We start from the raw sequence: 25,146 nt of genomic DNA, 5'->3' as shown, positions 1-25,146 counted from the left end.
GTCGACTCCTTGTGACTCAAACGCTAAATCAACCCGTCAATTACAAATAAAATCAATTGTATAGACTTGATTTGCTTTCAAGACTTTCAGTTTATAAGACAGTTAGTTTGGTCGACGCGACTATAGGACCGTTTGTCCTTGAGGCTAGCAATTAGCTTTGTGCCAGATAGTGAAGGGTTCATTAAGTAGCCTTGGGCAAAATCACAATCGAGTTGTTGCATGCTCATAAACTGATCCTGGGTCTCAACGCCTTCAGCAACCGTTTTGATATTAAGCGTCTTGGCCAAATTAATAATGGTTTCAAGAATCACTCGATTGTCATGGGCCAAATCCATATGACTGATAAACGCCCGATCAATTTTCAATTGGTCGAAGGTAAATTGATGCAAATAACTCAATGACGAATACCCTGTGCCAAAGTCATCTAGCGATACCGCCAATCCCATCTCCCGCAATCTCGCTATGGTCAACTTTGTTTCATCCACAGAGCTAACTATGGTCTGCTCTGTGATCTCAATACATAATTGAGCCATTATGTTTGGATGACGCTGATATTGCGCTTCAAACAGTGCTAAAAGACGGGCCGAATTAAGGCCCGCTCCAGAGATATTAACACTGAGCTTGAACCCCTTAGGTAAACACTCTTGATGCTCAGATATAAACTGGATCGCCTGCTCTACCACATAAATATCGAGACGATCGAGTAGACCCTCACGTTGAAACTCAGGCAAAAATCGATTCGGAGGTATTTTGCCCAGTTGTGGGTGCCGCCAGCGAATTAAAGATTCAGCACCGATTATGACCTCGGTCTTAAGATCATATATTGGCTGGTACTCGAGATACAGCTCCTTTTTTGTTACCGCCATCTCAAATTGTGCTTCCAATTTATAAGGTAAAGAAAGCACCTGGTTCGCATCAGCCTCATAGACATACAAACAATTCCTTCCGAGTAACTTGGCCTTATACATCGCCTCATCAGCTTGACTTAATATCTGAGGAATTGACCTACTCGCTTGGAAACAGTTAACTATGCCCACACTAGCAGACACTGTAATACGTATACCGCCGAGATCAATGACTTCGTCAAGGAGCTCAAGTAACTGAGATGCGACCTCGTGACTCTTTTGCGGTGAGTCAATCAACTCTAACAAGACAGCAAATTCATCACCGCTAAAACGACACAAGGTATCATGTTCGGTGACTCCCTCTAGAAGACGCTGTGCAATCCCTCTGAGTAACTCATCACCAAGATGATGGCCATAAGTGTCATTAATGGCTTTAAAGTTATCGATATCGATATAGAGTAAGGCAATGCCTTGAAGTCCATCGCTTGTCAGTGATTGCTGAGCCTTTGTCAGCCGGTCAACAAATAATGTCCGATTAGGTAGCCCAGTTAAGGAGTCATGCAAAGCTAAGAACTCCATCCGAGATTTAACGTTCATACGTTCTATGGCATTACGAATATGCTTCGCAACAAAGACCAGAAGCTGTTTATCGTTCTGCTCGAATTGGTCGCTATCGAGGTAGCTTTGCACCACCACAATGCCTTTAAAGTACTCATCACCGAAGGGAACCCCCAACCACGCATTTGGCACTTTACCGTTAATATGAATATCACCCGCTGCTACCATAGCATTGAGCTGAGCTTCAGTAGCCAATAAGGGTTTATTTTTCAACAATACATAGCCAGTAATACTTAAAAATGTTGGATCGATGGCGATTCTTGCATTTTGCTCAATCTTATCGAACTCATCCACATGGTAGGGAAAGCTTAATGTACTACCATCTTCGTCTAAGATGGCAACGTAGAAATTTTTGGCAAAGGTTAACCTACCGATACATTGATGTAATCGACTATAAAACGTATTGATATTGTCGGTTTCAAAGATAATCTCGGCGATTTCAAATAAGGTATCTTGGATTTTGCTCGAATATTCAAGTTCTTCGATGGTATTTTGTAATTTTACTAAGGTTTTTGCTTTATGAATCTTTAATGCGGTAATAGACGCTAAAGCAAAGAGAGTGCGCTCGTGCTGCTCATTATAAAAGTTCTTCTTGGGATGTTCGGTATCAATCACGCCGACAACTTCGCCTTCAACGAGCATAGGCACTGCTAACTCGGAGAGTCTAGGGGCATCGTCAACAATATAGTTAGCGTACAGCCGGGTATCACCTATCAAGAGCGGCCGTTTAGTCTCGGCGACTTGGCCAACAACGCCCTCGCCCAACTTTAATTCGATTGGCGTTAATATCTCATGGTCTTTCGGATTTTTTGCCCCAAAACTCGCCTTCTGTATCAAGACGTCCCTTTTTTCATCGAGCAGATAGATGACCACATCATCAAAGCCAAGTTGCGCGACGACATTTTGTGCAAGATGCCACAATATATTATCTATCCCCTGAAGGGATAACATATCGATAGCAAACTCACTGACAATTTTTAAATATTTCGCTTCGATATCTTGCAGCTGCAATTTTGCGGCCATCTACTCTCCATTGAGCTCAATCTCACCTAGATCGAAATACGCTAAAAGTATTACTCAACTATATGGCAAAAATGGGCTCATGCAATGCTATGGGCTCAAAAAAGCTAAAAAATAGCCAAAAAAAAGGAGGCTATATCAGCCTCCTTTTTATCTATTCTTGTCTATTATCTGACTTTGCGATCTTCTTTCATCAATTCAGATAATCCGTCATAAACGGCTTCGACAACATCATTACCGACAGGCTCATCAGCCATATCATTTAGGTAAATCCGTGACATCTTACTGTCGAGCTTGTCCTCTTCAACACGAAGACGATATGAACCTTCCTTCACAGGTAACTTCTTATCGTTCCATAATGAACTCCAGAAACCAGAGTCATCGTTCACGTTGATGTAGTATAGGCCTTTATTACTATCCATATCGACGATCTCGAAGCCCATTTCTGGCAACACGATACGTAAACGCTCCCATGTACGAGCATACGGTGCTTGTGCCAACCAATAGCTCACTTCAGCCTTTTCGCCTTCGGCAACGGGTTTAGCCTTAACGAGCTCTACATCGATACCGAGACTTTCACGTAAACGCTTAGCCTTAAGCATTTTAGCCCGTTTAACACTCATGTAAGCAATGGTGTTATTCAGCATATCGACAGTATAACGACGCTTATCTTCGCCACTCAGTACTATGTCTTGATCTTTACCGTCGAAGCTTTCTTCATGTTCAACAAGTTCAATCGCTAAATTACCACTACGGCCGTGAGGTCTAACATCTAGAGTAAAACGATAGCGTTGACGGACAAGGTAGATCTCATCGCTGCCCCACATGTTAGATTCAATCACTTCTTGATTTTCAATCCAGTCAGTCTCGATAATGCCAGCGGCATAATCATCTTTAACCATCTTGATTGATTTACTATTTAAATATTCAGTCAAAATAGTAAATAACTCTTGCCTGAGATCGACATCATTATCGATAGATTCGACGACAATTTTAATACTGTCACTTGACTCTTCAACATGGGTGCCTTCAGCCATAGGCAATACTTGCAATGGCGGCCTGATATCAAGCTTTTTACCCACAAGATCGGTATCAGCTTTACTACTAACACTAGGGATCTCGTACTCGGTACTGTACTTAGGTTCGTTCAAACCTTCGGGAATAACTAATCTTTGTTGAGGCTCCAACACAGCATAATCATCATTACCGTTAGCCTGACGTCTATCTATTGGTGAACTACAAGCCGTGACAGCTGCAATCAGCAAAATTGGAGTTACTTGCTTTAGCATTTATTATTGAACCTCTATTCGGGCATTTTTCATCGCTTCTAGCAACAGACCATGATATTCGGGTGAAAGTTCCGTTAACGGTAAACGAATATATCCATTACTGATTAATCCCATGCGATGAGCGGCCCATTTAACCGGGATCGGATTCGCTTCGCAGAACAAAGCGCTAAACAAGCCCTTAATTTCTGCTTCAGCTGCTAGCGCACCCGCTATGTCGCCATTTAACGCTGCCGCACACATGGCTTTAAACTGTTTAGGCACAATATTGTTGGCCACAGAAATGACGCCGTCACCACCAAGGGTCAAAAACTCGCGCGCAGTGGCATCATCACCACTGTATAATTTGAAATCATTACCGCAAAGCTCACGTAGACGAGCAACTCGGCTCACCTCTCCCGTTGCTTCTTTAACGCCTATGATATTCGGTACTTCAACAAGCTGAGCTACGGTTTCTGGCAACATATCCACCGAGGTACGGCCTGGTACGTTGTACAATATCTGCGGGATATCGGTTGCAGCCGCTACCGCTTTGTAATGAGCGACTAAGCCCTTAGGTGTTGGCTTATTGTAATAAGGGGTCACACCAAGCATAGCGGCTACGCCAAGCTTAGATTGTGCCTTGGTCAATTCAATTGCTTCGGCTGTTGCATTCGCGCCATTACCGCCAATGACAGGCACTCGGCCCGCGGCAAATTTAACTGTATGAGCAACAACTTCTATATGTTCTGAAAGTGGTAATGTGGCTGACTCACCCGTTGTGCCTACGGCGACAATGGCATCAGTTCCCTGCTCGATATGGTATTCGACGAGCTTCTCTAGACTTGCATAATCAACCGAGCCATCACTATTCATTGGTGTGATTAAGGCTACAATGCTTCCGTTTATCATGTGACTTCCCCAAGGGTTCAGGACTCGCTATGGTACTGATGGTAACCTGTAAAAACAAGCATAACTCTCTTGAGATTTATTAGAATTTTATCTCAGAGCGATGCTAACCATTTCTTTGACTGTTTGTTAAGACAGGGATCTCAAAACAACGAACATGTGGTAGCATAACGCTCCTCAAAATGACACAGGGTTCATTTGGTGTGTATTTGTACAATTTGTAGCAGTAACTTAGAGGGGGAATTTCATGTCAAATCATCTGGTCGTTACCGCGCTGGGCTCAGATAGTCCTGGTATTGTCAGTAAATTCGCGCGATTAGCAAGTGAATGTGACTGTGATATCGTCGACAGCAGAATGGCAATATTTGGCAACGAGTTTACTTTGATCATGATGATTTCTGGTGCCTGGGCTTCAATCACCAAAATGGAAACCAGTCTGCCAGCATTGAGTGTGGAACTAGGCTTATTGACCGTAATGAAGCGTACCTCTAAACATACGCCACTTAATTTCGTCTCTCGCCTACTGGTCACATTCAATGGTAAAGATCAACGCGGCACCATGGGACGCCTCACCCAATTTATGGCAGATAGGTCACTGGATCTTGCCGCAGTGCGCTCCCATGCAGAAGAGAACCTTGAAGGTGAACCCGTACAAAATGTATCGCTTACGGTTAATGTTCCAGAAAAAGTGGATATCGAAAAACTTGAGCAAAGTCTTAACGAATTAGCGGCCGAATTGAACCTAAGCTGTAGCATAGAACGTATGCAAGGTATCGAAACCCAACAATAAAGGAACATGAATGAACACCTTAGTTACTGGTGATACTGCACCAAGCTTTACGCTACAAAACCAAAATGACCAAACCATCTCACTGCAAGAGGCACTAAAAACTGGCCCTGTATTGGTCTATTTCTATCCTAAGGCACTGACCCCTGGCTGCACTGTACAGGCATGTGGACTACGGGATACTAAGCCGCAACTCGATAATCTTGCAGTGACCGTGTTTGGCATTAGCCCAGATCCCGTGGCAAAATTGGCACGCTTTGCCGATAAGCATGAGCTTAACTTTTCACTATTAAGCGACGAGGATCACGAGATTGCAGATGCTTTTGGTGTTTGGGGCGAGAAAAAATTCATGGGTAAGATCTACGATGGCATACATCGTCTAAGCTTTTTAATTGGTCAAGATGGTAAAGTAGCTCATGTGTTTGACAAATTTAAAACCAAAGATCACCATCAAGTTGTATTGAATTATATTGAACAGCAATAAGCATAATTCACCTCAGCAACAAAAAAGCCAGCATTAGCTGGCTTTTTTGTGATCAAATTAATTCAAGTAAGGCCATAACAGCGCACTCGCTATGCTCCACATGATTAAACAAATAAGTCTATCTAAATAGCACCAAGCTTTAGGACGTTTAAATAACGGACTTAAATATCTCGCGCCAAAGCTCAAGCCAAAAAACCAAACAAATGACGCTAATACCGCACCTGCGCCGAACCAAGGTTTATCGGAGCCCTCAAATTGGGTGCTGATACTGCCGAGCAAGACAAGGGTATCGAGATAAAGGTGCGGATTAAGTAAGCTAATTCCTAAGGTTGTTAACACCGCCGCTTTTAGCGTCTCTGCGCCAATGGTTGATTCTGAATCTAGCGACTGAGGATGAAATGATGATCTCAATGCGCGACTGCCATAAACAAACAAAAATAGCGCACCACCAAAGCTCGCAATATCTTTGATTACCGGAAAGGCGATGATCAAATGCCCAAGTCCAGCCACACCAGCGGTTATCATTAATGCATCAATTAACGAACATAAGGCCGCAATCGGCAGTGAATGGGACCGCTTTAACCCTTGTTTTAATACAAATGCATTTTGAGCACCGACCGCCATGATCAAACTGCCACCAATGCCAATGCCTTGAATAAATGCCTGCACAACGACTCCAACTAAGCTAAACAATTTAATAGAGCGGCAGAATAGTGGATTAATAATAATAAATATAACTAATATTTTTAATGTATCATTAGTAAAATTAATAATGTAATTTCAGTGTAAAGAGGAAGAGATGCTAGATTATGCCCATCTCAGAGCGCTAAGTGTTGTCGTTGAAGAAGGCGGTTTTGATCGCGCCGCAAAAGCCTTGTTTATTACTCAATCGGCGGTATCTCAGCGTATTAAACAATTAGAAGAAAAAGTAGGACAAACCCTGCTAATCAGAAGTAATCCGGCCGAAGCTACGCCGATGGGAAAACGACTGCTTAGACATTACGCGCAAGTCAGTCTGCTAGAAAGCGAATTAAGCGCAGAAATCGACGCCGACGATCCTAGCCTACCAACCATAGTCAAAATTGGTGTTAACGCCGATAGTCTCGCGACATGGTTCCTACCTGCGGTGTCTGAGGTCTTTAAACGACATAAATGGCTGCTAGAGCTCATTGTTGATGATGAATCATATACTCACCATCTGCTAAAAAGTGGCGCAGCGGTTGGCTGTGTTACCACGACTGAATCTCCCCTTACGGGCTGCTCTAGTGAATACTTAGGACAAATGGAATACCTGTGTGTGGCGACTAATGATTTCATCGCCCAGTATTTTGCCAATGGCCTATCACCAGAGAGTCTAGCCAAGGCACCCGCTGTGGTCTTTTCAACCAAAGATAAACTCCACGAAAAATTTCTCGCTGAGTATTTTGCAATGGAGCCTCAAGCTTGGAATGAGCATCAAATCCCCTCTTCTGAAAGCTTTCTCGATGCTATCATGCTGGGTATGGGTTACGGACTCGTCGGGCACCTTCAAGCGAAACCGCTACTCGACAGTGGACGTTTACAACTATTAACGCCAGCGAAAACGATGCGAGTGCCTTTGTATTGGCAACACTGGAACATCAAGGCCAAACAAACAACCTTGGTATATCGAGCGCTGGCTATTGCTGCAAAACAAGTATTGGTTCAGCCATAGAAGGCTACACGTTATCCTTTAAAGACTGACAATAAAAAAGGAGCCTAAGCTCCTTTTTTATCAACATACTTGCTAAGCAGTTTGTTCACTACCTTCGCCACTACTGGCCTTTGGCCATGCGTTTATCACAGCTTTAACTAAGGAGGCTAACGGGATCGCAAAGAATACTCCCCATACTCCCCACAACCCACCAAAGACTAATACCGCAGCGATAATAAAGACAGGATGTAGATCCACAGCGTCAGAAAACAAGATAGGGACCAAAAGATTACCATCTAGCGCCTGAATAATCCCGTAACCTAGCATAAGATAGCCAAACTCTGGACTGACTCCCCATTGGAAAAATGCCACCAGCGCGATGGGTAAAGTCACTAACGTAGCGCCGACATATGGGATTAACACAGAAAAACCAGTTAACACCCCAAGTAAGGCCGCGTAGCGCAAATCCATAATGGCGAAGAAGATATAACTGGCGACACCAATGATGACAATTTCTATTACCTTGCCACGAATATAGTTAAAGATCTGCTGATTCATCTCTAACCACACTTTACGAGCTAACTCCCTGTTAGAGGGGATAAACCGTTTGCTACCGCGTAACAACATATCTTTGTCTTTTAAGAAAAAGAACACTAATAACGGCACTAAAATCGCGTAAACCATGAGTACCAATAACGATGCAGAGTAGCCGATTAACTGCTTACCCAAATCAAAAATATGCTGAGTATCGAGCATTTTTTTTAACTCACCGACTGTCGAGTCAAGCTGCTCAACTCCCAAAAACTGAGGGTACTGTTCAGCATACCCCTTTACGGTAATTAAGCCTTTATCCAACATACTTGGAAGATCAGTAACGAGCGCAACCCCCTGATGCCAAACACTTGGAATTAATCCAAAGGTCAGCAGTAACATGACACCAATAAACAGCACTAGCACTAATGAGGCACCAGTAGTTCGATTAATGCCCACTTTAACCATCTGTGCTACCGGCCACTCGAGTAAAAATGCCAGTACAAGCGCAACGAGGAGCGGTGCCAACAAGCCTCCGGCAAAATAGATAGCCATCGCGATACCCACGAGAATAAATACCAGCGTCACGGCTTGAGGATCGCTAAATCGCTCTTTATACCAATTTGTCAATAAGGATAACATTCACAATTCCTACTCAAATAACACTCTATAATTAAGATGTTGTGGATTTCACAACGGATAATACTAACATTTGGTCATCATTTCGTAGCTCAGTAAAAGGATACTTAAGCTTTAATAAAAAGCGAGGAACATCTTGCCTAGATCCCGAATCAACTAAGGAGATCTGTAACACTTCTCCTTCACCAGCGTGCTTAAGTGCTAACTTAAGCTTAACTAAGGCAAGCGGGCATCGATAGGCGGTCAAATCAATAAAAGTCATAATCAACTTGCTAAAGGCAAACTGTCGCTATTATCCTAAGTCTCTGACTAAACCACAAGTTATCTATGAGCCGATCGTATATTGTCCTTTTACACTATTAGCTCAACAACTTATTGCAGTAGATGAATGAACTTATCTCCCTCGACTCGCTCCAATAAGCAAGATGATCTGCAGATAAACCGCTAAGGAAAAGTTTGAGAAAAATAAATACAGCAAAATCCCTAGTTGCAGGCGCATTGTCATTTGCCCTTTTCTCTTTAGCTCCACAGGGGTTTGCCAACAACGATTTACCGGATTTAGGCACCGCTGCAGTTAATACCTTCAGCTTAGAAAAAGAGAACAGCTACGGCGATGCTTACATGCGAGTCATTCGCTCATCTGCGCCTATGCTAAACGATCCCGTACTAAGCCAATACATGACGGAACTGGGTAATAAACTGGTTGCCCACGCAACGGGAGTGAAGACACCCTTCTATTTTTTCCTATTACGTAATGATGAGATCAACGCATTTGCATTTTTCGGTGGTCATGTGGGCGTCCATACAGGCCTTTTTCTTAATGCAGACAACGAAAGCCAGCTAGCATCTGTGATTGGTCACGAAATTAGTCACGTTACCCAACGTCATCTGGCACGTTCAATTGAAGCAAAAGAGAAAAGCTCAACAGCGACTATGGCGGCAATGTTAGGTTCTATCTTACTCGCGATAGCCGTGCCACAAGCGGGGATGGCAGCGCTCGCAACAACTCAGGCGATGTCGGCCCAATCACAAATTAACTATACCCGTCTACATGAAAAAGAAGCAGACCGCATTGGCATGCAAATTCTAGTCGATGCTGGGTTTGACCCAGATGGTGCCGCCGATTTTTTTGCTAAACTTGCGACCCGATATCGCTTTACGTCTAAACCGCCACAAATGCTGTTAACTCACCCTTTACCCGAATCTCGTATTGCCGAAGCGAGAAACCGCGCGGCTCAATACCCCCATAGATATGTACCTGACAGTCTTGATTTTCAACTTGCAAAAGCGCGGATTCAGGTGCGTTTTTCTAGCTATAGCGAAGAGTCTGCGTTATTGCTATTTCAAGAACAAATTAAAAAACGCAGCTACTCATTCGAGCAGGCGGCCCAGTATGGCTTAGCGCTTGCCCTGCTTCGCTCAGACAAGGCAAAACAAGCGGAAGAGATCATCGATAGCTTATTAAAACAAGATCCCAATAATCTATTTTATATCGATACTAAAACCGATCTCTTGTTAGCACGCAATCAACACACTAAAGCCATCGCACTCTTAGAGGAGGAGCGCCAATTAAAGCCCACCTCTCAGGTGATCAATATCAATCTAGCCAATGCTTACATCGAAGATGACAAACCCCAAAAAGCGATCCCTATCTTAGAAGAGATGATTTTTCTCGACCGACAAAATCAGCTGCCACTATTGCTATTAAGTGACGCTTATAAGAAAGCGGGCAATAAAGCGATGGAGTATTATGCAAAAGCCGAGTCGATGGCCCTTGCAGCAGATTATGATGGTGCGATCGATCAACTTAATTTTGCCTATCGACTATCAGAGCAAAAACCATTGCAACTAGCCCGCATAGAGGCGCGGATCCGCCAGTTCAAGCAATCAAAGAAGGCGTTAGATCTGCTTTAACACCGGATAAAATCTCTTTCGAACGAGAGCCAGTCTATCTGGCTCCGCTTCCAACAGGCTAATCAACTTCTGTCATCAACGCTATCAAACAAACATAACTCTTTGTGACTCTGCTCACCTTTTAAAGTAGAATGTCGGCAAATTTTCACGATAAGCAGAGAGACTATGACTCAAGTAACGATTATTCATAACCCGCGCTGTTCAAAAAGCCGTCAAACCCTTGCTTTACTTGAAGAGAAAGCCTGTGACATCCAGATCATCGAATATCTAAAAACACCGCTGACAAAGTTAGAGATTAACGGTATTTTAGAAAAATTAGCTATCACCCCAAGAGAGCTAATGCGTACCAAAGAAGATGAATATAAGCAACAAGGTTTAGCCGATGTCCTTGATGATGAAGTACTCATTCAAGCTATGGTAGACACACCAAAGCTTATTGAGCGCCCTATCGTTTTGGCTAACGACAAAGCTGCTATTGGCCGTCCACCAGAAAACGTATTAACCATTTTATAAGGCGATACCAGCGAATGAGCTCAACCATGCTATTTCAAATCAGCCGTACCTGTTACGTAGCGCTATTACTGCTACTCACAGCCTGGTTTGGTCATCAAGGATTAAACGGTGAGTACTCTATGGCGTTCAGCCTGCTTTGGATCTTGCCTCTGTTCGCTCCGCTAAAAGGGATCTTAACTGGTGCGCCCTATACCTATGCCTGGGCCAGTTTTATCGTGTGCCTCTATATGCTCCATGGTTTGACCTTATTGTACGTCACCGAGACTGACCTCATATTCGCAATCGTTGAAGTACTCTTGTTGTCAGTATTATTGGTGAGCCTGCCATTCTATGCGCGTATACGCGGCAGAGAATTAGGACTGGGCTTAAAGAAGAAAAAGTAATCATACCAATTGGTATAAATAGTAAAGGCGCCTACTGGCGCCTTTACTATTTATATCAACAACACTGACAAAGACTAAAGCCGCAGCATCTCCTTGACGAAAGGGATTGTTAGCTTACGTTGATGCACTAACGACGCCTTATCTAACCTATCGAGTACATCGAATAGGGTTCTTAAATCTCGTGCTAAACGTTTCAATAAAAAGCGACCAACATCTTCTGGAAGTTGTAAACCTCGCATCGCAGCTCTGCGCTGCAATGCCGCTAACTTTTCATCATCGGCCATGGGCTGTAACTGATAAGTTAATCCCCATTGCATGCGGGAAATAAGATCGGGTAACGCAAATCCACTCTCTACGGCAGATGCGCTCGCACTAACCACTAACGAACAGTTTTCTTGCTCAGCGACTCGATTATATAGATCAAATAACGCCTCTTCCCACAAGGGATGACCCGCTATAGCATGGATATCATCGATACAGACAAGATCCACCTGCTCTAATCCTTCTAACAGTTCTGTCGAAATACTCGCGTGTATACCTAAGGGCAGATAAAAGCTATTACGATTAAGTTCATTGGCGCGAGCGCAAGTTGCGTGCATCAAATGTGTACGACCAGACTTTACTGGTCCCCACAAATAAACTGCTTTATTTGCACTGCCGTCGGCACAACCTTGTAAACTTTGAATTAACTCATCGTTACCCGCCGCAGGATAATAACTTTTAAAGGTCTCATCATCGGGCAGATAGACAGGTAACGACAATTGTAACGGGGAATGGGATGCCACTAATCAACTCTCAATATCATTTGTCTGGTACGACACAACTGGATCCAAACACAATTGAACCCAGCTTACATTAATGACCCAGCCAAATATAGTTAATGGTCTCACTCTGTGATGGTGCTAACGGATCGCCCTTTCCAAGCGATACAGGCACAGTCACAGGTTGCGATTTAATTTTTGATTCTAACTTTAGCAGCCGAAAGAGATCGTCTTCCGTACCAAATAGCTGGACAGAAAACTCAGCGGAAACACCACGTAACTGAGTTAGGCGCACGGATTTGACAGCACTAAGCTGGGCAAGATATTTCTCAATATCGACAAGCTGCTTTCGCTCTGTGATATCGGTAAAGATCAGTTGAGTCATCAATGACTCGCCGCTATCAGCAACCGCATAGCGACTAACATAGTATTCACTCAGAGCAGTGAATATCTCATTAATCGCGGCATTGGCATCAAGCGCCGTGCCGGAACGCTGCGCCAAGGGGTTAAACAATGCATCACCCGATACAGTGGGATACAGTACCATACTATAACTGACTTGGCTGTCAGCAGCGGCATCTATCGAAGCCATAACAAAATAATCGCTATTGTACCGTGCGGACGCAACCGCAACTTGGTCAGCAAACATACCACGAATGTCGGTCACACTGACCAGCATAGAATCATCTAGATCCATGATAGGCAATAACACCGGCACCCCAAGCTCAGCTGTCAGTTCACCAATATAGCGGCGACTCTCTAAAATCGAGGCATCACTTACAACAGCACGTTCGCCGTGCTGTTCTTGACTCAACCAAAACAGAGTTAATGGTCTCTGCTTGCCCCAAACGGGTAACTGCTCATCACGCAGCAGTTTAATGATTTTTTGGTGATCAAATGACACGTTCAAATAGAGTTGCCCGTCAATCTCTTGATAACCAAATTGACGAATATACGCAGTTGGATTATTTATCGCAGCGGCAATACTAGGAACTGAAAATGCGTTTGGGCTCCCCGAGTTTTTCAACAAGACATTCTTAAATGCTTGTTTCAGAGCGTCATTTTTAGTTTGCGTTGTACGGTTCTCTACCTTAACAGCACTCTCATTGAGCTGAAGCAACTCCGAGGCGCTGGCAAGATTAACGCTCATCACCAACAGCGTCATATAAAAAACATAAATAAGACTCTTGAACATCCGTATCAATTCTTCAACCAAATACAATGGCGGCAGTGTAACACACAAGCCTAAATCATGCCTGTTCGCTTTACCTGTCATGACGATTTTTTTTAGTGAGAACACCAGAATGTGATCAACAAGGATGCAAAAGAAGCATCAAGACGTTAACATTAACCGGTTTACCCTACAAAAACTTATAAAAAGAGATTAATAATGAATCGTTTAGCTATTCCGCTACAAGGCGCACAAATGTTATTTGTTGCCTTTGGTGCGCTGGTGCTCATGCCGCTATTAACCGGATTAGATACCAATGTCGCACTATTTACAGCCGGTATTGGAACCCTGCTTTTCCAGCTCGTGACCAAACGCCAAGTCCCGATATTTTTGGCCTCCTCTTTTGCTTTCATTGCGCCAATACTATACGGCGTCCAAACTTGGGGGATCCCCTCAACAATGGGCGGACTCATGGCCGCGGGTTTCGTCTACCTCATATTAGCAAGCGTGGTTAAATTACGCGGCGATAACTTCATTAAACGCTTACTGCCACCGGTCGTCGTCGGCCCAGTCATTATCGTTATTGGCCTAGGACTCGCGCCTGTTGCCGTCAATATGGCACTGGGTAAGAGCGGTGACGGAAGTTTAACCTTAGTCGATGGTAACCACGCACTCATCATCTCATTAGCATCTCTGCTTTCGACCATTGGCGTTGCTATATTTGCTAAAGGCATTGCTAAATTGATGCCGATATTAGCAGGGATCATTGTCGGCTATAGTCTCAGCCTGATATTTGGCATTGTCGATTTCTCACCGGTTCATAATGCCAATTGGTTTGCTATACCAAACTTCGTTGCGCCAGAGTTTAATTGGCACGCCGTAGCCTTTATGATCCCTGTAGCAATTGCCCCAGCGGTTGAACATATCGGTGATATTTTGGCAATATCAAATGTCACAGGCAAAGACTATATTAAGAAGCCAGGACTGCATCGTACTCTCAGTGGCGACGGCATCGCGACAATCGCCGCATCCGCATTAGGTGGACCACCAAATACTACTTACTCTGAAGTCACTGGCGCGGTAACACTCACTAAAAGCTTTGACCCACGGATCATGACCTGGACAGCCATTACGGCAATCACCTTAGCGTTTGTCGGTAAATTAGGCGCATTAATGCAAACTATCCCGGTGCCAGTGATGGGCGGCATCATGTGTTTACTCTTTGGTTCTATTGCTGCGGTAGGTTTGAACTCGCTAATTAGGAATCACGTCGATCTTGGTGAACCAAGAAACCTCTGTATTGTTGGAGTCACGCTGGTCTTCGGAATTGGCGGTATGGCCTTTGGTATAGGCTCATTTAGCCTTACAGGGATCAGTCTTTGCGGCATCGTCGCCATTACGATGAATCTGCTATTGCCTATGCCTAAGCCTAGTCAAACCATCACCGAATAATCATTGTTTATATCCGTCTCAAGATGGGACACTGAACTTTCATAAATAAGCCGCCAAAGTGTCAGTTTATCTCAGGACGGAACAACAGCAGCAATAAAAAAGCCCTTCAATTGAAGGGCTTACATGCACTTAAGCTAATTTACGCATCAGCTTGCGCAGCTGGATACTTAGCCGCAGTGTCATTAATCAAGGTTTGTAGCTCACCCTTTTGATACATTTCGGTCAGAATGTCACAACCGCCAACTAGTTCACCCTCAACCCATAGTTGTGGGAAGGTTGGCCAGTTTGCATACTTAGGCAATTCGCTGCGGATATCTGGATGCTGCAAAATATCGACATACGCAAACTGTGCACCGCAATTGATCATAAGCTGAGCAACTTGAGAAGAGAATCCACAGCTAGGTAACTTAGGAGAACCTTTCATATAGACAATGATTGGGTTTTCAGCAATTTGCAGTTTGATTTTTTCTACGGTTTCATTCGTTTCCATATTCTTTCCTAAATAGTGCAACTTAAGCTACTTAAACAATTTGGTCTATTGTACGTCAGGAAAGGCCAGAACAAAAACCTACTTTTTTTATGGTTTTTAAACCAAGCAATATGCCGATTGAATTAATCGAAGAAATCGGCCAAACAATGATTCACATCACAATTTTATCAGGTAGAATGTGCCGAGTGAGCAAACCTAAAAAGACAATTGAATGTCAATGGAGAAAAAACATGGCTTTTGAATTACCAGCACTTCCTTATGCAAAAAACGCACTAGAGCCCCATATTTCCCAAGAAACTATTGAGTACCACTATGGTAAGCATCACAACACTTATGTCGTGAAGCTAAACGGTCTAGTTGAAGGTACCGAACTTGCAGAAAAAAGCCTAGAAGAGATCATCAAAACTTCTACTGGTGGTATTTTCAATAATGCTGCTCAGATCTGGAACCACACTTTCTACTGGAACTGCCTATCACCTAACGGTGGCGGCGCGGCTACTGGTGAAGTAGCGGCAGCAATCGATGCTGCGTTCGGTTCTTTCGATGCATTTAAAGCACAATTCACAGATGCAGCTGTGAACAATTTTGGTAGCGCTTGGACTTGGTTAGTTAAAAATGCTGATGGTAGCGTTGCTATCGTAAACACCAGCAATGCTGCTACGCCGCTAACTGATGAAGGTGTAACACCATTAATGACAGTTGATGTGTGGGAACATGCATACTACATCGATTACCGTAACGTGCGTCCAGATTACCTAGCACACTTCTGGGAACTGGTTAACTGGGAATTCGTTAACAGTAACTTCGCTGGTTAATCGATACCACACAGAAAAGGGAGCCATTAATGGCTCCCTTTTTTATGTCTAAAAACAGACTATTCTCATCAGTTTAAGGTAATACAACATATGCAACTGTTGCATTTGCAATGTTTTGTTATTGTTTTTATTATACTTTTTTCCTAGCCTCGTCACATTTAACGTCTATTATTAAGAGTAGGTCGCTGAATATCAGTTGTTCCTTACGATATATCGTTGGCGTTTCAGGGGGTGAAAAATGGGCATATTTGAGCATTATCAACAGCGCTATGAAAAAAAATTAGACGAAGAGTATTCTTTACAAGAGTTTTTAACCTTATGTAAAGAAGATCGTACCGCCTATGCATCCGCAGCGGAGCGATTATTAATCGCGATCGGTCAACCCGAAGTGATCGATACCTCTAAAGATTCCGTGCTGAGTCGAATATTTTCTAACCGATTGATCTCACGTTATCCCGCGTTCAAAGACTTCTACGGCATGGAAGAAGCGATTGAACAGATCGTCGCCTACCTAAAACACTCGGCCCAAGGGTTAGAGGAATCGAAGCAGATCCTTTACCTTCTCGGCCCTGTCGGTGGTGGTAAGTCGTCGCTCGCTGAAAAACTGAAATCCTTAATGCAACATGTTCCCATCTATATATTGAGTGCGAACGGCGTTCGAAGTCCTGTGAATGACCATCCATTTTGTCTATTCAATCCAGAGGAAGACGCAGAGCTATTGCAAAAGGAGTACAACATTCCTGAGCGCTACTTAAAGACGATCATGTCACCTTGGGCGGTTAAGCGCCTACATGAATTTGGTGGCGACATATCGCAATTTAAAGTGGTTAAAGTCTATCCCTCTATCTTAGATCAACTTGGCATAGCTAAAACTGAACCTGGAGATGAGAACAACCAAGATATCTCTTCACTCGTGGGTAAAGTTGATATTCGTCAGTTAGAGCATTTCGCCCAACATGATGCCGATGCCTACTCCTATTCAGGCGCCCTTTGCCGCGCCAATCAAGGATTGATGGAGTTTGTAGAGATGTTCAAGGCACCGATAAAGGTGCTGCATCCTTTACTAACTGCAACACAGGAAGGTAACTACAACGGTACTGAAGGACTATCGGCACTTCCCTACAGCGGAATTATTCTTGCGCACTCGAATGAATCTGAGTGGACAACCTTTAGAAACAACAAAACCAATGAGGCCTTCTTAGACAGGGTTTACATAGTCAAAGTCCCCTACTGTTTGCGCCTATCTGAAGAGATCAAGATCTATAAAAAATTGTTATTTAACTCTGAGTTATCTCAAGCACCATGCGCCCCTTATACACTAGAAACACTAGCTCAGTTTAGTGTGTTGTCTCGGATAAAAACACCCGAAAACTCATCAGTTTACTCAAAAATGCGCGTCTATGATGGCGAAAGTCTAAAAGACACAGATCCTAAGGCGAAGTCCTACCAAGAGTATCGTGACTATGCAGGGGTCGATGAAGGGATGCAGGGATTATCGACTCGATTTGCATTTAAAATTTTATCCAAGGTATTTAACTTCGACCATAGTGAAATCGCAGCAAACCCAGTCCACCTGTTTTATGTATTAGAGCGCCAAATTGAGCAAGAGCAATTTCCCAGTGAAACTGCCGAACGCTATCTGGAGTTTTTAAAAGGCTATTTAACACCTAAGTACATCGAATTTATCGGTAAAGAGATCCAAACTGCGTACCTAGAGTCATACTCCGAATACGGTCAAAATATCTTTGACCGCTATGTCACCTACGCCGACTTTTGGATTCAAGATCAAGAGTATCGCGATCCTGAAACTGGGCAACTATTTGACCGCCAAGCACTCAATGCTGAGCTAGAGAAGATTGAGAAACCGGCTGGGATCAGTAATCCCAAAGATTTCAGGAATGAGATCGTTAACTTTGTACTCAGAGCTAGGGCAAACAACGATGGTTCAAACCCGCTTTGGACCAGCTACGAAAAACTGCGTACCGTTATCGAGAAAAAGATGTTTTCTAATACCGAAGATCTACTGCCAGTGATCTCCTTTAATGCAAAAACATCCACCGATGATCAACGAAAGCATGATGACTTCGTTAATCGTATGATGGAAAAAGGCTATACCAAAAAACAAGTAAGGCTATTATCAGAGTGGTATCTACGGGTGCGTAAATCATCTTGATAATCCCCAATGGGGAGCTTGCTCCCCACGAGTCTTGAGGAGGTGCGCATGGCTAATTTTATCGATAGAAGGTTAAATGCCAAGGGTAAAAGTACAGTCAATCGACAACGGTTTATCAATCGCTATAAACAGCAAATAAAAAAAGCGGTTAGCGATGCGGTAACAAGACGCAGTGTTACCGATATAGATAAAGGAGAAACGATTGGTATTCCAACTAGAGATATCAGTGAGCCCTCTTTTCACCAAGGTCGCGGCGGAGTAAAAGAACGAGTTCATCCTGGCAACGATCAATTTTCTCGCGGTGACAAGCTCGACCGTCCTCCTCAAGGAGGCGGTAAAGGTAGTGGTCAGGGGGATGCCTCTAATTCCGGAGAGGGAGAAGATGACTTTGTGTTTCAAATTTCAAAAGATGAGTATTTGGAACTGCTATTTGAAGATCTAGAGTTACCCAACTTACAGAATAATCGACTCAATAAATTAGTTGAGTACCAAACTTATCGCGCTGGTTTTACTAATGATGGTGTTCCAGCCAATATCAATATCGTTCGATCCCTGCGTTCATCGCTTGCGAGACGCATTGCCATGTCATCGTCAAAGAAAGCCCTATTGGCCGAATTAAAAGCGGAACTGGAACTATTGGAACAAACGCCTGGTTCTGAAGCAGAAAAGATCATCAGCTTAAAAGAGCAGATCTGCGAACTCGAGGCCCGAATTGCAAAAGTCCCCTTTATCGATACTTTCGATCTCCGCTACAACAATTTTGCCAAACGAGAGGTTCCGTCGAGTCAGGCTGTGATGTTCTGCCTGATGGATGTATCAGGCTCTATGGATCAGGCGACAAAAGATATGGCGAAACGCTTTTACATACTGCTCTATCTGTTTCTTACCCGAACCTATAAAAACCTAGACGTTGTCTATATCCGTCATCATACCCAAGCAAAAGAGGTCGACGAACATGAGTTCTTCTATTCTCAAGAAACTGGCGGAACTATTGTCTCGAGCGCACTTAAGTTAATGCATGAGATCCAACAAAAACGCTATCCCCAGAGCGAATGGAATATCTACGCAGCACAAGCATCTGACGGTGACAACTGGGCCGATGACTCCCCTACCTGCCGACAATTATTAGAGAAACAACTACTCCCAGTAGTGCGCTACTTTAGCTATATAGAGATAACTAACCGTGCCCACCAAACACTATGGCGCGAATATGAAGGGCTACAAAAGACTCACGATAACATTGCCGTTCAACATATTAAACAAGCTGAAGATATCTATCCTGTATTTAGAGAGTTGTTTAAAAAGCAAGCTGTTTAAGGGGGACTTATGAATTCAAAAAAGCGCAATAGAATGGATGATGGTCCGGATTGGACATTTGATTTACTACAGTCTTATCTCACTGAAATTGAAAGGGTTGCAGCGCACTATCGCCTCGATACTTATCCCAATCAAATAGAAGTTATCACGGCAGAGCAAATGATGGATGCCTACGCCGGGATAGGTATGCCGATTGGGTATACCCATTGGTCCTTTGGCAAAAAGTTCATTGAAACGGAGCAAGGCTACAAGCGTGGACAGATGGGGCTTGCCTATGAGATTGTAATTAACTCAGATCCTTGTATTGCCTATCTCATGGAAGAAAATACCATTACGATGCAAGCATTAGTCATGGCCCATGCGTGCTTTGGCCATAACAGCTTTTTCAAAGGTAATTATCTGTTTAAAACCTGGACCGATGCGAGCTCAATCATTGACTATCTTGTGTTTGCCAAAAATTATATCCGCGAATGTGAAGAGCGTTATGGTGCAGAGCAAGTAGAACTCGTTATCGACTCCTGTCATGCTTTGATGAACTATGGTGTTGACCGCTATAAACGTCCAAGTGAGATCTCACTTAAAGAGGAAAAAATTCGCCAAAAAGAGCGCGAAGAGTATCTGCAAAGTCAGGTGAACGACCTATGGCGCACGATTCCTCTAAATCCTGCGGCAGAAAAAGCGGAACTCAGGGCTAACTTTCCAACCGAACCTCAAGAGAATATTCTCTATTTCATCGAAAAGAATGCACCTCTGCTTGAACCTTGGCAACGCGAGGTGGTTCGTATTGTCAGAAAAATGGGACAGTATTTTTACCCTCAAAAGCAAACTCAGGTAATGAATGAAGGTTGGGCAACTTTCTGGCACTACACCATACTCAACCACCTCTACGATGATGGCTTGGTTAGTGACCGGTTTATGATTGAATTCTTAAAAAATCACACCAATGTTGTTGCGCAGCCAAGTTACAACAGCCCTTATTATAGTGGCATTAACCCCTATGCTTTGGGGTTTAATATGTTCGTTGATATCCGCAGAATTTGCGAATCACCAACAGAGGAGGATAAGCGTTGGTTTCCAGATATCGCGGGGAGCGACTGGCTTGAGACTCTGCACTTTGCGATGGCAAACTTTAAAGATGAAAGTTTTATTAGCCAATACTTGTCACCCAATATCATTCGTCAATTTAAATTATTCAGTATTCTTGACGATGACAAAAAAAACTATCTCAACGTGTCGGCAATTCATGATGAACAGGGCTATCAAGATATACGTCAAAAACTGTCTCAGCAATATAACCTGTCAAACCTAGAACCCAATATCCAAGTACAAAGTGTCGCCGTATCTGGTGATCGTTCATTGATATTACGTTATATCCCTATCAATCGAATTCCACTAGATGACAGTTGTAATGAAGTGATGAAACATCTGCATCGGCTTTGGGGGTTTTCCGTCACGTTAGAACAACTTGATGAACAGGGCGAATCTCAGATCATTGCCTCATGTCCTGATAAACAGGCCGAGCTAGATAGCATTTAATGCAACAAAATTACGCTTTCCGACTAAAAGCAGACAATAAAAAAGCGCCTTATAGGCGCTTTTTTATTGTTTCACTTCGCATTAAGCGAAAGTGAAATCCACATGCTCAATTAGAGGCTTGAACGCGTGACGTTGCATAGCTTGAACACGAACTTTAACTTCTTTACCATCTAAAACGATAGTGATGTCTGAAGTGTAGAAATCTTCATTCGCTTGAATGTTAATGATCTCTCTGTGTTCGAATTCGATAGAAACAGGTTCGTTGCCCGCACCATAGATAACAGCAGGAACTTTACCAGCATGACGTAGGCGGCGGCTCGAACCTTTCCCAACTGCAGTGCGGGTTTGTGCGGCGATTGTATAAGACATAATAGACTCACTTATTAAAAATAATTTTAGGTGGTCATCATTTTCGACCAATGATGACCTCATTTAAAGCGAGCGAATACTAGCATAAGCTTGTCTACAGCACAAATAGAAGATCGCTTAGTTAAATCACCATCTTCTAACAGGGCCTGTATCAACATGGACAAAACCAGAATCAGGATAAAAACCAACGCCACCCAATTTTAGCGATATCGCAGCATCACGTAAGTCTTTTAAATGGACATCAGGAATAGCAATATCCATCGCCATTCCTTTCATATGGTAACTTTTCTTCGCCACTCCATTACTTCTCTGGGCCAACATATTGTTGGTTTTAGGCGAGCGATAACCCGAGATCACGTGAAATTCTTGATCAACATTTAATGTTTGCTTTAAGGAATAAAGCAAATCAAACAATCTCTTATCCATCGGTGCCACCTCATTTTGTCGGTGATCACGCAGAATATGGTTAAAATCTGAAAGGGTATTTGCTTGGTAATCCCCATCAATCCAATAGCTTCCTTGCCCTCTTTCTCCGGTATGTCGGTTATAAAAGCCAAGAGAGCGAACCCCTGAGGTCGAACGACTCGCTTGTACTTTTGGAGATACCATAGAAAACATCGCTACACCACCTAGGCCTAACAACAACTGCCTACGCGCAGGACACACTATTGACATTAATACCACCGATTACTTTTTATACAACACAGACGCTAAATTAAACGTTATCGGTATTGAGATCAAGTAATTGTTTTTCGCTAGCCCTTTACCAGCAAGGGATAGAGGCTAATTTCCAGCGTGTAATACTGGAGTAATATTTTGATTTATATTATATATATCGTCCCTAAACTGGGGAATGTTCTGACTATCTAGCCATGATGTCCAATACACCAGATGTAGCGGGAGCTTTTCATCAAATGCAAACCATTGGGTTTTGGTTCGTTCGATCTGCATATCGACCCAGGTTTGTTTGTCCCTCACTAAATTGGACGCCATCCAGTTTGCCAGCTGCTCCACTTTTTCCACTCGAATACAACCAGACGACAGTGCCCTAACCTCTTTAGCAAATAGATGCTTATCAGTAGTGTCATGCAAGTAGATATTATATTGGTTAGGAAAGAAAAACTTATACCGACCCAGAGTGTTGTCCTCCCCCGGTTTTTGCACTAATCGATAAGGAAATTGCCCTTTAGCCATATCTCGCCACTCTTCATCGGTCTTAATTACCTGCTCACCAGAATAGTCAAACACTTCGAAATTACGACGACTAATGTAGCTACCGTCCTCTCTCACTTTAGGTAGCAGATCATACTTAAGTAATCGACGAGGTACTCGCCAACTCGGGTTGATAACTAAGTTGCTGACTTGGCCTTTGATTAATGGTGTTTGTCTATAAGGTTTGCCGACAATCACTTTAGAGCGCAGGGCGATACGGTTTTGATCGACCAACACCATTTGATACTCAGGAATATTGATTAACAAGTAACGCGGTTCAACTTGAGCAAGATACCTATGTTTCTCGACAAAGTTTCTCGCCAATGTCTGGGCGCGTTGTAAAGGCGTCCAATTTAGCCACTTAATGGTTGCGGGCCCGATAATACCATCTTGCTTTAGGCCATGGCGTCGTTGAAACCTCACCACCGCTTGGCGTAAGGATTCAGAAAAGACAGAGTTTTCTAGCTCAGGACTTGGATAATCACCCAATAAATTTAACCGGCTTGAGATCAACGCAATATCGGAATGCCTATCACCTAAATGCAGCCAAACCTCAGGAGTCAGTCTTGGCCATTGCTGGGTATCATCTAGCCATAGCAGATACCTTATCCGGTTATTGACTGATAAGTAGTTTGCGACAAGTGGCTCGGCAGCTTGCGCTTGAAAATAGGGGTCTTGATAACGAGCCAACGGCTCATAGCGAGTTTCAATTGCATTTCTCTGCCAAAAATCAGCGATAGCTTGGCTGGTCTGTTGAATTCGCTCGAATGAAATAACCTTGTTTGAAGACAGCTGTGCTTTAAGCTGACGCAACTCATCATCTGGATTAGCTAACAAAATAAAATTGAGCTGATTTAACAGCAATTTATTCGCAGCCTCAAGTCGCTCGTCGCCCAATGACGTAAAGCTAACCACCAACAGCAAACTAAAAATAGCCCATCGCACCATAAATCCTCCTCGATTTATTATGGTGCATAGATACGGTTCTAGCCTAGGCAACTAAAGATGTATTTTAAGTGCCATACCAATCAGCATGAATAAGGATTACGAATTCAACGCCTTGAGTGACCACGAATACAATTAACCGTTATGTAATAAAATTTATCCAACGAACAAACGCTAGATAGTTACAAACCATCGCATGCTTAACTACGTGATACGAAAATTCCAAACAAAAAAGCCCCAACTAGTGTTGAGGCTTTTTTGTCATCTAAAGATGGTACCCGTGGCCAGACTTGAACTGGCACGCTTATTCAGCGAGGGATTTTAAATCCCTTGTGTCTACCGATTCCACCACACGGGCAATGTGTGTTTTACCGTTAACAACGTTAAAACTAAAAGTGGAGGCGCGACCCGGAGTCGAACCGAGATCGACGGATTTGCAATCCGCAGCATAGCCATTCTGCCATCGCGCCATCATCGAATGTTTTAATTCCAATCTAAGAGATTGGAGCGACATATCGGGTTCGAACCGATGACCTATACCTTGGCAAGGTATCGCTCTACCAACTGAGCTAATGTCGCCTTATTTAAAACTTTCAATCTCAATCAAGTTTTTACTTAGAAGCTTTCCCCTGACTGCGGAATGGCATTCTACCGATTTACCTCTCAGTGTCAACGCTCTATTTTAGATTACCGAGCCGTTTGAACACTAAGTGATCGCATTGCATTTTAATTGTTCGATTCGTCCGTTAAATCGCCCCAGGCCGCCATAATATAGCTAACCATAGACCAGAACGTCAAAATCGCCGCCACATAAAACAGCGCAATTGCGGTATAAGTTAAAAAATCATTCGGTCGCCAAATCAACCCAACAATCGCAACCATTTGCGCGGCGGTTTTATACTTACCAATCCAAGATACTGCTACCGCACCTCGCTTGCCAATTTCAGCCATCCACTCTCGTAGCGCCGAGATCACTATCTCTCTGCCTATCATAAATAACGCGGGTAAGGTCAGCCAGATACTATTGTACTGGGCGACCAATAACACCAATGCGGTCGTGACCATGATTTTATCGGCGACCGGGTCGAGAAAAGCGCCGAATCGAGTCGATTGCTTTAGCTTTCTTGCTGCGTAACCGTCAAGCGCATCGGTAACGGCCGCAAGCCAAAACACGAAGGCTGCAGCGAACGGCGACCAACTGTAAGGTAAATAAAAAACAACTACAAAAATAGGTAGTAAAACCAACCTGAATAGCGTCAGCGCTATTGGAACATTAAACGGCATGATGAAACCAATTATCTAAAAGCAGCGCCAATCTTGCCTTA

The 25,146-nt window shown here is 43.4% G+C and carries 24 protein-coding genes and 3 tRNA genes; 11 read left to right on the top strand and 16 right to left on the bottom strand.

Annotated features, from left to right (window positions below; all coding sequences use genetic code 11):
* Positions 1–86: 86 nt before the first annotated feature.
* The 3 genes from K0I73_RS08655 to dapA form a co-directional block, all read right to left on the bottom strand.
* On the bottom strand, positions 87–2,486 hold the full coding sequence (locus K0I73_RS08655; RefSeq protein ID WP_220064059.1) for a GGDEF domain-containing protein: 2,400 nt from the start codon (positions 2,484–2,486) through the stop codon (positions 87–89).
* A 164-nt stretch (positions 2,487–2,650) separates the two neighbouring features.
* Positions 2,651–3,772 (bottom strand): NlpB/DapX family lipoprotein, encoded by a 1,122-nt coding sequence (bamC, locus tag K0I73_RS08650; RefSeq protein ID WP_220064058.1) that lies wholly within the window; start codon positions 3,770–3,772, stop codon positions 2,651–2,653.
* A gap of 3 nt (positions 3,773–3,775) precedes the next feature.
* The gene (gene dapA / locus K0I73_RS08645) at positions 3,776–4,660 is read right to left on the bottom strand and encodes a 4-hydroxy-tetrahydrodipicolinate synthase (RefSeq protein ID WP_220064057.1); all 885 of its coding nucleotides are present in this window, start codon (positions 4,658–4,660) and stop codon (positions 3,776–3,778) included.
* Positions 4,661–4,904: 244 nt separating this feature from the next.
* On the opposite strand from dapA, the gene K0I73_RS08640 reads away from it, so the two are divergent.
* Positions 4,905–5,447, top strand: a complete 543-nt coding sequence (locus K0I73_RS08640) for a glycine cleavage system transcriptional repressor (RefSeq protein WP_220064056.1) — start codon at positions 4,905–4,907, stop codon at positions 5,445–5,447.
* A gap of 10 nt (positions 5,448–5,457) precedes the next feature.
* A complete protein-coding gene (bcp, locus tag K0I73_RS08635) occupies positions 5,458–5,928 on the top strand; it encodes a thioredoxin-dependent thiol peroxidase (protein WP_220064055.1) in 471 nt (156 codons plus the stop codon).
* A 57-nt stretch (positions 5,929–5,985) separates the two neighbouring features.
* Here bcp and K0I73_RS08630 read toward each other — a convergent pair whose 3' ends face one another.
* Complete coding sequence (locus tag K0I73_RS08630; RefSeq protein ID WP_220064320.1) at positions 5,986–6,552, bottom strand: LysE/ArgO family amino acid transporter; 567 nt, start codon at positions 6,550–6,552, stop codon at positions 5,986–5,988.
* 175 nt (positions 6,553–6,727) lie between these two features.
* Between K0I73_RS08630 and K0I73_RS08625 the strand changes: the two genes are divergently transcribed.
* Complete coding sequence (locus tag K0I73_RS08625; RefSeq protein ID WP_220064054.1) at positions 6,728–7,621, top strand: LysR family transcriptional regulator ArgP; 894 nt, start codon at positions 6,728–6,730, stop codon at positions 7,619–7,621.
* 72 nt (positions 7,622–7,693) lie between these two features.
* Here K0I73_RS08625 and K0I73_RS08620 read toward each other — a convergent pair whose 3' ends face one another.
* A complete protein-coding gene (locus K0I73_RS08620; protein ID WP_220064053.1) occupies positions 7,694–8,773 on the bottom strand; it encodes an AI-2E family transporter in 1,080 nt (359 codons plus the stop codon).
* Positions 8,774–8,804: 31 nt separating this feature from the next.
* The gene (locus K0I73_RS08615) at positions 8,805–9,032 is read right to left on the bottom strand and encodes a sulfurtransferase TusA family protein (protein ID WP_220064052.1); all 228 of its coding nucleotides are present in this window, start codon (positions 9,030–9,032) and stop codon (positions 8,805–8,807) included.
* A 194-nt stretch (positions 9,033–9,226) separates the two neighbouring features.
* Here K0I73_RS08615 and bepA point away from each other — a divergent pair, with 194 nt between their 5' ends.
* From bepA to K0I73_RS08600, 3 genes are all read left to right on the top strand, one after another.
* Complete coding sequence (bepA, locus tag K0I73_RS08610; RefSeq protein ID WP_220064051.1) at positions 9,227–10,684, top strand: beta-barrel assembly-enhancing protease; 1,458 nt, start codon at positions 9,227–9,229, stop codon at positions 10,682–10,684.
* Between the two features lie 165 nt (positions 10,685–10,849).
* Positions 10,850–11,197 carry an arsenate reductase (glutaredoxin) gene (gene arsC, locus K0I73_RS08605; protein WP_220064050.1) on the top strand — a complete coding sequence of 116 codons (348 nt, stop codon included), beginning with the start codon at positions 10,850–10,852 and terminating at the stop codon, positions 11,195–11,197.
* A gap of 14 nt (positions 11,198–11,211) precedes the next feature.
* Positions 11,212–11,580: a DUF2069 domain-containing protein gene (locus K0I73_RS08600; RefSeq protein ID WP_220064049.1), complete on the top strand. Its 369-nt coding sequence runs from the start codon at positions 11,212–11,214 to the stop codon at positions 11,578–11,580.
* 74 nt (positions 11,581–11,654) lie between these two features.
* On the opposite strand, the gene hda is transcribed toward K0I73_RS08600, so the two are convergent.
* Together hda and K0I73_RS08590 are read right to left on the bottom strand one after the other, a co-directional pair.
* A complete protein-coding gene (gene hda / locus K0I73_RS08595; RefSeq protein ID WP_220064048.1) occupies positions 11,655–12,365 on the bottom strand; it encodes a DnaA inactivator Hda in 711 nt (236 codons plus the stop codon).
* Between the two features lie 70 nt (positions 12,366–12,435).
* A complete protein-coding gene (locus K0I73_RS08590; protein WP_220064047.1) occupies positions 12,436–13,536 on the bottom strand; it encodes a DUF2066 domain-containing protein in 1,101 nt (366 codons plus the stop codon).
* 195 nt (positions 13,537–13,731) lie between these two features.
* On the opposite strand from K0I73_RS08590, the gene K0I73_RS08585 reads away from it, so the two are divergent.
* Positions 13,732–14,964 (top strand): uracil-xanthine permease family protein, encoded by a 1,233-nt coding sequence (locus K0I73_RS08585; RefSeq protein ID WP_220064046.1) that lies wholly within the window; start codon positions 13,732–13,734, stop codon positions 14,962–14,964.
* Positions 14,965–15,103: 139 nt separating this feature from the next.
* Here the strand turns inward: K0I73_RS08585 and grxD are convergent, their stop codons facing one another.
* Positions 15,104–15,454: a Grx4 family monothiol glutaredoxin gene (gene grxD / locus K0I73_RS08580; RefSeq protein WP_220064045.1), complete on the bottom strand. Its 351-nt coding sequence runs from the start codon at positions 15,452–15,454 to the stop codon at positions 15,104–15,106.
* Positions 15,455–15,684: 230 nt separating this feature from the next.
* On the opposite strand from grxD, the gene sodB reads away from it, so the two are divergent.
* The 4 genes from sodB (at position 15,685) to K0I73_RS08560 (ending at position 21,295) form a co-directional block, all read left to right on the top strand.
* Complete coding sequence (gene sodB / locus K0I73_RS08575; RefSeq protein ID WP_220064044.1) at positions 15,685–16,269, top strand: superoxide dismutase [Fe]; 585 nt, start codon at positions 15,685–15,687, stop codon at positions 16,267–16,269.
* A gap of 238 nt (positions 16,270–16,507) precedes the next feature.
* Entirely contained in the window at positions 16,508–18,442 is a 1,935-nt protein-coding gene (locus K0I73_RS08570; RefSeq protein WP_220064043.1) for a PrkA family serine protein kinase, read from the top strand.
* Positions 18,443–18,490: 48 nt separating this feature from the next.
* Positions 18,491–19,759, top strand: coding sequence for a YeaH/YhbH family protein (locus tag K0I73_RS08565; protein ID WP_220064042.1), 1,269 nt, complete (start codon positions 18,491–18,493; stop codon positions 19,757–19,759).
* 9 nt (positions 19,760–19,768) lie between these two features.
* Entirely contained in the window at positions 19,769–21,295 is a 1,527-nt protein-coding gene (locus tag K0I73_RS08560) for a SpoVR family protein (RefSeq protein WP_220064041.1), read from the top strand.
* 81 nt (positions 21,296–21,376) lie between these two features.
* Here the strand turns inward: K0I73_RS08560 and rplY are convergent, their stop codons facing one another.
* The 7 genes from rplY to pgsA form a co-directional block, all read right to left on the bottom strand.
* A complete protein-coding gene (gene rplY / locus K0I73_RS08555; RefSeq protein ID WP_220064040.1) occupies positions 21,377–21,664 on the bottom strand; it encodes a 50S ribosomal protein L25 in 288 nt (95 codons plus the stop codon).
* Positions 21,665–21,790: 126 nt separating this feature from the next.
* On the bottom strand, positions 21,791–22,339 hold the full coding sequence (gene mepK / locus K0I73_RS08550; protein ID WP_220064039.1) for a peptidoglycan L,D-endopeptidase MepK: 549 nt from the start codon (positions 22,337–22,339) through the stop codon (positions 21,791–21,793).
* A 108-nt stretch (positions 22,340–22,447) separates the two neighbouring features.
* Positions 22,448–23,824, bottom strand: a complete 1,377-nt coding sequence (locus K0I73_RS08545) for a L,D-transpeptidase family protein (RefSeq protein ID WP_220064038.1) — start codon at positions 23,822–23,824, stop codon at positions 22,448–22,450.
* A gap of 269 nt (positions 23,825–24,093) precedes the next feature.
* Positions 24,094–24,179, bottom strand: a tRNA-Leu gene (locus K0I73_RS08540).
* A 38-nt stretch (positions 24,180–24,217) separates the two neighbouring features.
* Positions 24,218–24,291, bottom strand: a tRNA-Cys gene (locus K0I73_RS08535).
* A 33-nt stretch (positions 24,292–24,324) separates the two neighbouring features.
* A tRNA-Gly gene (locus K0I73_RS08530) sits at positions 24,325–24,400 on the bottom strand.
* A 147-nt stretch (positions 24,401–24,547) separates the two neighbouring features.
* Positions 24,548–25,105, bottom strand: coding sequence for a CDP-diacylglycerol--glycerol-3-phosphate 3-phosphatidyltransferase (gene pgsA / locus K0I73_RS08525; RefSeq protein WP_220064037.1), 558 nt, complete (start codon positions 25,103–25,105; stop codon positions 24,548–24,550).
* Positions 25,106–25,146 lie beyond the last annotated feature (41 nt).

This window comes from Shewanella mesophila (genome assembly GCF_019457515.1).
Lineage (GTDB): Bacteria > Pseudomonadota > Gammaproteobacteria > Enterobacterales > Shewanellaceae > Shewanella > Shewanella mesophila.
Note: the sequence above shows the minus strand (reverse complement) of the source record. Positions and strands in the feature narration are given on the sequence as shown.